Raw genomic sequence first — 8,933 nt, forward strand, 5'->3', positions numbered from 1 at the left:
ATAACCAGTAAAACGAGGGGAAAAGAAGATAAGTGTAGTGGCGATTAAAGCAGCGTTTTTATTTTTAAATAAAGTCAAAGCTAAATGGTAAAAACTCCCTAAAATACCAAACCAAATAATTACCGAAAATCCCCTTAATACTAAATAAGAATTGCCTAATAATCTTGCTAAAAACCAGAGGGAACTGTAATAGAGAGGTAGATCGTAATTCGAGCTAGTATAAAGAGAGGCTAAGGTATCGGGAAAACCTTTCACGGAATTAACCCCTTGAAATTGCCAGAGTTGTTCTGTAGATTTAATTTGTCCATCGAACAGATAGTTAATTAACTGTTCGGGTGTGTAACCAGAAAGATGCAGTAAGACCAAAGATTCATCGTGCCAAACATAACTATAGTAGGCGAGATGGACAAAATAGAAAATATTGAAAATAATCAATAAACCTAAAGCAAATCTAACCCCAGATTGACGAGTAAGCATAATTATCTCGATCCTGTTAAAAAATCACTGATTACTGTTGACTAACTCCTGCTTAATCACTCTAGAATTTTGATGGGTAAGGGGTAAACTAAACCAAAACTGTGAGCCAACCCGCGGGGTACTTTTTACCCCAATTCTCCCAGAGTGAGCCTCGATTATTTGCCGACATTGGTAGGAACCTAAACCGATTCCCGTTAGGTGTTGATTATGAAGATTTCTTACATATAAATGGAAAAGATGTTGACATTGTTCCTCATCCATGCCAATGCCATTATCGCTTAAAGTGCAGTAGAGCATATCTTGGTCAATACGAGCATCTAAAGCTAATTGAATCGGTGAAGGGTTATGTTTTAAGGCATTATTTAATAATTGTTCAAAAACACTTCTTAGCTGACAAGGATCGGCATCAATAGCGGGTAAGTCATCGGGGAGAAGATTAATAAAAGTAGCTTGGTATAAATCAAAATCTTTTTGCCAATCTTTGAGCCAAATTTCCACCTGTTCTTTTAAAGACAGAGGTTGACGATGCAAGATTAAAGGCCGTTCTTCAGCAAAATGATTTTCTGATAAAGCATTAATTAAAGTTAATTGTCGATCGCAACTACGCACCACCTGATCGAGCATTGCTCGCGAGATAGTTACTTTTTCTGTTTGCCGACACTGTAAATTTTTTAATAACATCACTAATCCCATAATCGAAGTGCGAAGATCGTGGGATACTGCCTGTAAAAAAACCGTTTTCATTTCGCATAAACGCTGAATTTCCCGGACTTTTTCCCGTAGTTCCAGGGTTCTTGCTGCCACTTCCCGTTCTAAATTATTATTCAAGCTTTGCACCCTCTGATATAGTTGCGCTTGGCCGATAGCGATACAAACTTGGGTGGCTAACTGTTCTAGTAATTTGACCTCGCTTTTTTGCCAATGACGAGGATGGGAATATTGATGGACAACTAAAGCGCCTAAATGTTGATTATTAACCGTTAGAGGTAAAACTAAAGAGGATTTAACTTGCAGGTATTCGTAATAACCCTTGAGAGTCGGCAGAGTTTGCACCTTAGCGGTATTATCAGCAATAATTAACTTATCTAAAGAAAATAATTGTCCCAATTCTTCCAGTAATTCTGGTTCGGGAAACCAACCCATCAGCGAGGGAATCTCGGGACGACGGGACTCAGCGATTACCTTAGACCAACCCCGCTCTTGACAGTGACCGATATAGACTTGATCGGCATCGAGAAAATTTCTGATTTCCTCAACAATGGTATTTAAAACCTGATCTATATCTAAAGATTGATGGACTTTTAAAGCAACTTGTGTTACTAAATGTTCTCTTTCTAAAGTTTCATTTAAAGCTCGATCGATCTGTTGTCTTTCGCTAATCGCCGCCGATAAAAACAGAGAAGTTGACATGACAATGACTAAAAAGATTTGTAAGATCAAGACACCTCTGGTATAATCGGGAGCCTGTAGGATAAAAGGGCTGATTCCCCTAGCCAATCCCATCAAAGCTAAAATAGATACTAAAAAATTCGCTATTACCGCTCCCCAAGTCTGAAAACGCATGGCGGCCCAAACCACAAAAGGAAAAGGCAGATATTCGAGGTACTGCACCATACTCCAATCGGGGTTAAGAAAATTTGGTTGATCACCAAAAACCACGGAAGTCACCACCGTTAGCAAACTCAGACAAAGTAAGGCCTCGCCAAGGCGTTGGGGTTGCCGTGGTTCTCGCAGGGAGTGACGATTGAGGCAAAAACGCAACAGCAGCGGCGTGGTCATTAATATTCCCGTACTATCTCCGAGCCAGATCATGCCCCAAGACTGTCCAAATTGCCGCCAATCCCAAGTATTTAGCCAACTACGGGCAAAAGTATCGATAGTGGCATTGACTGCCGAGGCTAATAAAGCCGCTAAAAATACCAGTAAAAGGATATCGCGAATGCGCTGTAAAGTGGCGGAAAATCTCAGATAATGCAAGAATTGCGCCCCTAACAGAGCCGATAAACTGCTACCGATCGCCGAAAATAGAGCTATGGGCCAACTGGCCCCTAAAAAGAAGGTCAGAAGCAAATCCCCGATAAAAACGCCTAAAACTAGCCTTTTTCCCCCTAAAAAAACAGCAGTTAAGCCAATACCAGCACTCATCCAAATTGGGGCAGGTCGCGACCCTAAATTTAAGCAGAGATAGCCTAGCCAACCAACACCCAGATAAACTAGGGCAACAAGCACAATTTTAGACCGATCTGATGAAATCTGTAGCATTTTCAGTTATCACTGGTCACTGAATCACTGTTAATCTATCTCCAGATTGCCTAAACTAGGAGTAGTTCTGCCTCATGCAGATGGGTGAAAACCGTACATTTTCCTTTTAGGAATCAAAGATTATGCGGATTTTAATTGTTGAAGACGATCCTTTAATGCAGTTAGGTTTAGAACAAGCGCTCAGTGAACAGCCGGATTTTGAGATTGTTGGTCAAGCGAGTGATGGTCTAGCGGGGGTACAATTAGCCCTATCCCTACGGCCAGATTTAGTGGTCATGGACATCGGTTTACCCCGTCTCGATGGCATTGCGGCAACTAAACAGATTAAGGAAGGTTTAGCTAATGTTCATGTGGTTATGCTCACTTCCCACACTCTCCAACAGGAAGTGATCGCAGCTCTGGCCAGTGGCGCTGATGCCTATTGTATCAAGGGAGCGAGTCTCGATCGCCTTTTGGCCGCCATTGAAGCGGCCAAGGATGGGGCCACCTATTTAGACCCCCAAATTGCCCGTTTAGTCATGGATAATCTCAAACCGCCGGCAGTGCAACCTAATCCCAATCTAGCACTTTTATCAGAGCGAGAAATGGAGGTTTTAAAGTTAATTGTTGAGGGCAAAAGTAACGCTGAAATCGCCGAACAACTTTATTTAAGTACCAATACGATTAAAACCCATGTGCGGGGAATTATGAATAAATTAGCCGTGGACGACCGAGTACAAGCGGCCGTAATTGCCCTACGTTCCGGTATTGTTTAAGGGGAAAATGGCGATTTACTTATCCCCTATTCGAGGCTTCTCTAATCACCTCTAAAACCTCTGAAGCATGGGAAATAGTCGGGACGTGACCGGATGCCAAAACCACTGTCTTTGCTCCCATTCTCTCGGCCAAATTAAACTGTAATTCTGGGGGTACGGCTTGATCTTGACTAGAGACAATATACCAGTTTGGCTTATTTCTCCAGGCGGTTGTAGTGGTTTTTGCTGTTAGTAAAGAGGCGGCTGCTGGGGTTTGGGTGGCATAAATTAAAGCGGCTTTTTCGGCGGGCAAATCATTGGCGAGAATCTTCTCTATTCCCTCTTGAGAAATCCAGATAAACCCCTCTTGTTCTTGAAAATACTGTGATGGGGTTTCGTATTCACTAAACAAATCTACCATCGACTCCCCCGCATCGGGAGCCAGCGCTGCAATGTAAACTAAACCGGACACTTTTTCATCGTTGCCGACTTCTGTGATTACCGTACCCCCCCAAGAATGACCGACTAGAATACATTGTCCTTCGATACGGTTTAAAATTCTTTTCGTAGCAGCTACGTCATCCGCTAGAGAAGTGAGAGGATTTTGCACTGCGATCGCTGCGTATCCTTCGGCTAATAACTGGGCAGTTATCTGATTATAACTAGAACCATCGGCCCAAAAACCGTGAACCAAAACAATATTGTTAATTCTCTTCATAAGACCTCTTACAAAACTCGAAAAGTGCTGGTTTTTAACATTTTTTAACTCTCAGAGAGCTATTAATATTCTTACATTGTAGCCATTAAGCCCATTTTAACTTTTTAACTCAATTGCCGGTGCTATAACCATCCAAAAAGTATATTCAATCATTTATAATAAGTTATCGACCTATCTCTGTTGGATAAACCATGACTATCGCTCAAAGCTTACCCCTAGTCGAGTCTCATGTAAACCCTGAGATAATCTTCCCACAAGGCCAATTTTGGAGTGATGAACCCCCTTTGGAAAGTAACCTACATCTACAACAAATTATTTTATTAATTCAGTGTTTAGAATGGTGGTGGCGCGAGCGAGAAGATTATTTTGCCACCGGCAATTTAACTATCTATTACAGTCCCAACCAGAAAAAGTCAGAATTCTTCCGTGGTCCCGATTTTTTCGTCGTTTTGGGGACAAATTCCAACCCCAACCGCAGAAGTTGGGTAGTTTGGCGAGAAGAGGGCAAATATCCCAATTTAATTATCGAAATTCTCTCCGATAGTACCGCCAAAGTTGACCGAGAGGAGAAAAAACAAATTTATCAAGATATATTTCGCACTCCCGATTATTTTTGGTTTGACCCAGAAAGCCGAGAATTTCAAGGATTTACCCTAATTAGCGGTCAATATCAACCGATTGCCCCCAATCCCCAGGGATGGCTCTGGAGTCAACAATTAGGCTTATATTTGGGTTTATCTGCCAATAAATTGCGCTATTTTACCCCCGAAGGGGAATTAGTACCCACTCCCGCAGAAGCGGCACAACAGGCAGAAAATCGGGTTTTAGAGGCAGAAAATCGGGTTTTAGAGGTAGAAAGCCAAGTCCAGCAAGAAAAGCAAAAAGCTGCGAAATTAGCGGCTAAACTGCGGGAATTAGGCATAGATACCGAGGAAAATCTCTAATCTTCTTTTTTGATTAATAGTCAACAGCTTACCGCTCCTCAATTGTTGAACCAACCTAAGCTAACTGGTAATCTCTAGAATCGGTGAAAATTTAACTTTATTTCCAGAAATTTTCGGCCTCGGGACTAAGGAAATCCTTAAGAATTTGGAAAATTTCTAAATTGGCTAGTCCTTGCTTAATTAAGTCAGGAAATTGACTCAAAACTTCGATAATATTATCGGCAAAATTATAATTTTTATCTTGTCCACAATTAACGGTTAAATAAGCCAGTAACTCCACTGCATAATCGGTAAAATCCATCACATCGGCAATACAGGCTAGTTTGAGAATTTGTTCGGGGGTTTTTAGAGACAAGAAATTAGCCGATAAATCTGGGGCAATTAAGTCTCTGTAGTAATAAGCTTCCCCCCAGAGTATTTGCCCTCCTGGTCGCCGAGATTGAATAGGAGAAATCCTGCGAATTCGATGGGAAGTTGCTAAATGAAATAGGGAAAAAGATTGTTGTCTTAAAAACTTATCAATATCAGCAAAAAGAGGTTGATCGAGATAAAGAGGTGAAAATTCAACTTCTATTTGTATACCCAAAACACTGCGGGATAATATCTCTAAACCTCCCTGTAAAACATCTAAATCTGCCCCTTGCACATCAATTTGTAAAAAATCTATAGATGGGATATTTTCCTGTTGACATAATTGATCTAAAGTAGTGGTTTCTAGGTCAAAAGTAAAGTCTAAGTTAGCAAATTCTGGTAAATTGTTAAAACGGTTTAAAAAATCTTCATTGGGATGATAAAGAGAACTACACATCGGATGTTTAGTTACATATAAAGTCTTTTCTCCCTTAGATTTTGCCAGGGCAATGGCTAGATGTTTTTCCTGCCAATTAATATTTCGTCTGACCAATTCTTCATTAGCTTCTTCACAAGCATCCCCATCGGCATCTACTCCCAAAATTGTTAAATTGGGGGCAAAAATCTGCCATCCGCTGCTACCATAATCGTCTTGAGTGCTAAGTTTTCGTGAACCAACATTACAGACGGTAATCGAAATTTTATCGAGATGACCGCTTTGTTTGAGACTTGGAGTAAATAAGGGCATATTTTTTCTATCTGGCTATGGAGAAATAGGGCAATTGCTAAGATATTCCTGGTCTATAGGTAAGGAGGATACTAATCGCAGAAAGCTCCGCGCAAGCGTAAGGTTTCCCGCAATTCCTCGGTCATACCCACGTTATCGGCAAACTTTGTGCCCTTCACTTTTGCCCCGCTAAAATTCGCTTGAGTGATGTTGACTTCAACCAAATTAGCTCCTTCTAAATTGGAGCCGATTAAATTAGCTAAAGCCAAACTAGAACGGTAAAAATCAGCATAACTTAAATCGGCATTAGCTAATAAGGCTCCGCTTAAATCCGCTCCTTTGAAACTAGCATGACTGCCATTAATTTCGCTTAAATCAGCATCGGTTAAATTGGCCCCGCGCAGATTAGCTTGATAGAGATTGGCCATACCTAAAGATATACCACTTAATTCCGCTGCTAGAAGATTTGCCCCAGTAAAATCCGTCAGGGGATTGAGTTCAGCTAATTGGGCTAATTCCCGAAAATCATCAGTAACAGCAGCATAAATTCCCTCGATTTGTGTCTGCAATTTCTCTAAATTTTCTGATGCTGCTGGTTTCGGTTCCACTAGAACAGTATCTAATTCTACCTGCGATGACCCCAAAGAAATACGACTCAAAAAAGCATCAAATTGATTTTCCATCAGGAAAAATGCTAACTTTCGCTCTAAAATACTATGTTTATTGGGACTTATATCGTGTTTCCATAATCCCGATGTTTCCGTGATACAGATATCGGCAGCTGTCAGCGAAAATTGCACCGTGAGACGATAAGGTTCTTCCTCAACACTCACGGTTCCTAGGTTAATCCTTTCGATCGCTCCTGTAAATATTGACTGAGGACTTTTGAACGATAACCGCCATTGATGATTATTAATACGATTTATGTATAACTCTTGACTAGAAAGAGGATTTGGTGTTAGGTGACAATTAACTAAAACAAAATCTAATTTTCCTCCTTTCAGTCCCCATTTAATTTCCCCGCCGAGGAGAGATTGAATTTGAGCTTGTAGGTGTAAAGTTAAATATAAATCAAATTTTTGCGAGTCGGTGGCTACTGGTTTTAGGGTTAAAGATACACTATCGGGATAGCGATCGAAGGCAGCTAAAAGACGCATAATCCAAAAGAGAAAAGCCAAAATAAACAGTAAAAAAGTGGTGTTTCTCCGGCCCTAAAGCCGAGAACTCACCCCTATTTAAAACAATAGCCGATTTTCTCGATCCTCGATGAACATTTCTTCGGCGATCGCTGAACGATTGCCCCTGAAAATCAAGGTTAAATTAGTTGACTTTCTCTTTTTTGCCGATATTGTCGTCCGCATTAAAAAACATCGGCAAAAAGCGTTCCATAAACATTTTTGGATCACGATTCCAGGCTTTTTGCGCCGCTTCTACCCGGAATAATTGTAATTTCGGGTCGAGAAGGGATTGGGGTAAACGTTCCATCAGATATTGAGGACGTTCCCAAAGCGGCATAGTGGCGGCGATTTCCATTAAATGACCGACGCGGCGCAATTCTGCCCCCAGGGTGATATCCATACCCGATTCATAGGCGGCCTGTTCGATCGCTGAGTATTTGGCCTTCGCTTTTTCGACTTTTTGCCGATGTTCGGGGCTTTTTTGGGCAATTTTGGCTAACCAACGATTACCCCAACGCACATGACCCGCTTCTTCAGGAAAAATTTTGGCGATCGTTTCCCGAATTTTCAGATTTTCTGGGGTTTGTTCCCCTTCCTTGAGGGCATAGATATGGGCGGCAAAGTATTCGCATCCCCGTTTTTCCGTGACGTTAATTGCCGCTAGGGCTGCAATCAGTCCATCTTCCCTTTGTTCTTCGCCTTGGAATTGGTCTTGATCGAGAAGACGTTCAAATTCGTCGATATAGGACAACCCCGGCGGTTTCCCCACATCGGCCCCCAATTCGATCAATAAATCGGTTAACCAGTAGGCATGGCGGGCCTCATCGGCGACGTGGTGGGAAAGGTCCTGGATCAGTTCTTTTGGTTGTCCGTCTAGGGTTTCGATCAGTTCGGTCAGGTCTTTACAGCTACGTTGTTCGTTGTAGCGGTAACGGTTGAGGGTGACAAGATGAATTTCGCGATCGCTAATGACACGCTTCATGATGTCGCGAGCGCTCATCGTCTTCTTGAATTTACGAGGGTAAGCAACGGTCATGATTTTGTATCGTTTTGTTAACGGCTTTCCGTATTCTAACGGAGTTTTTCCCCAATCTGGCAAGGGAGCGGGGAGTGGCAAGCTTTTTTCAGTGATCAGTAAACGGTAATCAGTAAACTGAAAACTTACATCTGATAACTGATACTAAATCCGGTTATTAAAGAATGATTATTTATTCCCCCTTTTGCCTATTGCCTATTGCATGAGTGCCTATCCTCATAAGTAGCCTATGCTCAACGGATTTAGTATGATAACTGATTCAAGTGGGAAACAAAATTAGGTGGTGAAAAAAAGATATTTGTCAGGAGAGTCACTATAAAAACATCAGTTTTAAAGATTTTTTTGGCAATTATTTTGATTAGGAAATATTTGACACTTCCAGGGGTGACAGAGCGACTAAAAGGCTCGCTGGATAAAGCGCATAGCCATTAGACCTCTAGAAAAATATTGGTGTTTTCCAGCAGCAATTCTCATTTTGAAATAAATGATGAATTAACCCCTATTGC

The 8,933-nt window shown here is 41.4% G+C and carries 8 protein-coding genes; 2 read left to right on the forward strand and 6 right to left on the reverse strand.

The window, feature by feature from the left end; all coding sequences use genetic code 11:
- On the reverse strand, positions 1 to 477 hold a 477-nt coding region (locus PX636_RS00075; RefSeq protein ID WP_502882831.1), incomplete at its 3' end, for a glycosyltransferase family protein.
- A 24-nt stretch (positions 478 to 501) separates the two neighbouring features.
- On the reverse strand, positions 502 to 2,739 hold the full coding sequence (locus PX636_RS00080; RefSeq protein WP_288115827.1) for a sensor histidine kinase: 2,238 nt from the start codon (positions 2,737 to 2,739) through the stop codon (positions 502 to 504).
- 122 nt (positions 2,740 to 2,861) lie between these two features.
- Between PX636_RS00080 and PX636_RS00085 the strand changes: the two genes are divergently transcribed.
- Complete coding sequence (locus PX636_RS00085; RefSeq protein ID WP_002798381.1) at positions 2,862 to 3,494, forward strand: response regulator; 633 nt, start codon at positions 2,862 to 2,864, stop codon at positions 3,492 to 3,494.
- Between the two features lie 19 nt (positions 3,495 to 3,513).
- On the opposite strand, the gene PX636_RS00090 is transcribed toward PX636_RS00085, so the two are convergent.
- On the reverse strand, positions 3,514 to 4,191 hold the full coding sequence (locus PX636_RS00090; RefSeq protein WP_288115829.1) for an alpha/beta fold hydrolase: 678 nt from the start codon (positions 4,189 to 4,191) through the stop codon (positions 3,514 to 3,516).
- 191 nt (positions 4,192 to 4,382) lie between these two features.
- On the opposite strand from PX636_RS00090, the gene PX636_RS00095 reads away from it, so the two are divergent.
- On the forward strand, positions 4,383 to 5,135 hold the full coding sequence (locus tag PX636_RS00095; protein WP_288115831.1) for a Uma2 family endonuclease: 753 nt from the start codon (positions 4,383 to 4,385) through the stop codon (positions 5,133 to 5,135).
- A gap of 97 nt (positions 5,136 to 5,232) precedes the next feature.
- Here PX636_RS00095 and PX636_RS00100 read toward each other — a convergent pair whose 3' ends face one another.
- The 3 genes from PX636_RS00100 to PX636_RS00110 all read right to left on the reverse strand — a co-directional run bounded on the left by PX636_RS00100 (position 5,233) and on the right by PX636_RS00110 (position 8,427).
- Entirely contained in the window at positions 5,233 to 6,234 is a 1,002-nt protein-coding gene (locus PX636_RS00100; protein WP_288115832.1) for an FkbM family methyltransferase, read from the reverse strand.
- Positions 6,235 to 6,305: 71 nt separating this feature from the next.
- Complete coding sequence (locus tag PX636_RS00105) at positions 6,306 to 7,370, reverse strand: pentapeptide repeat-containing protein (protein ID WP_125732942.1); 1,065 nt, start codon at positions 7,368 to 7,370, stop codon at positions 6,306 to 6,308.
- Between the two features lie 163 nt (positions 7,371 to 7,533).
- Entirely contained in the window at positions 7,534 to 8,427 is an 894-nt protein-coding gene (locus PX636_RS00110) for a ferritin-like domain-containing protein (RefSeq protein WP_002798388.1), read from the reverse strand.
- Positions 8,428 to 8,933 lie beyond the last annotated feature (506 nt).

It is taken from the genome of Microcystis sp. M53598_WE2 (genome assembly GCF_030067735.1).
In the GTDB taxonomy this organism is placed as follows: Bacteria; Cyanobacteriota; Cyanobacteriia; order Cyanobacteriales; family Microcystaceae; genus Microcystis; species Microcystis aeruginosa.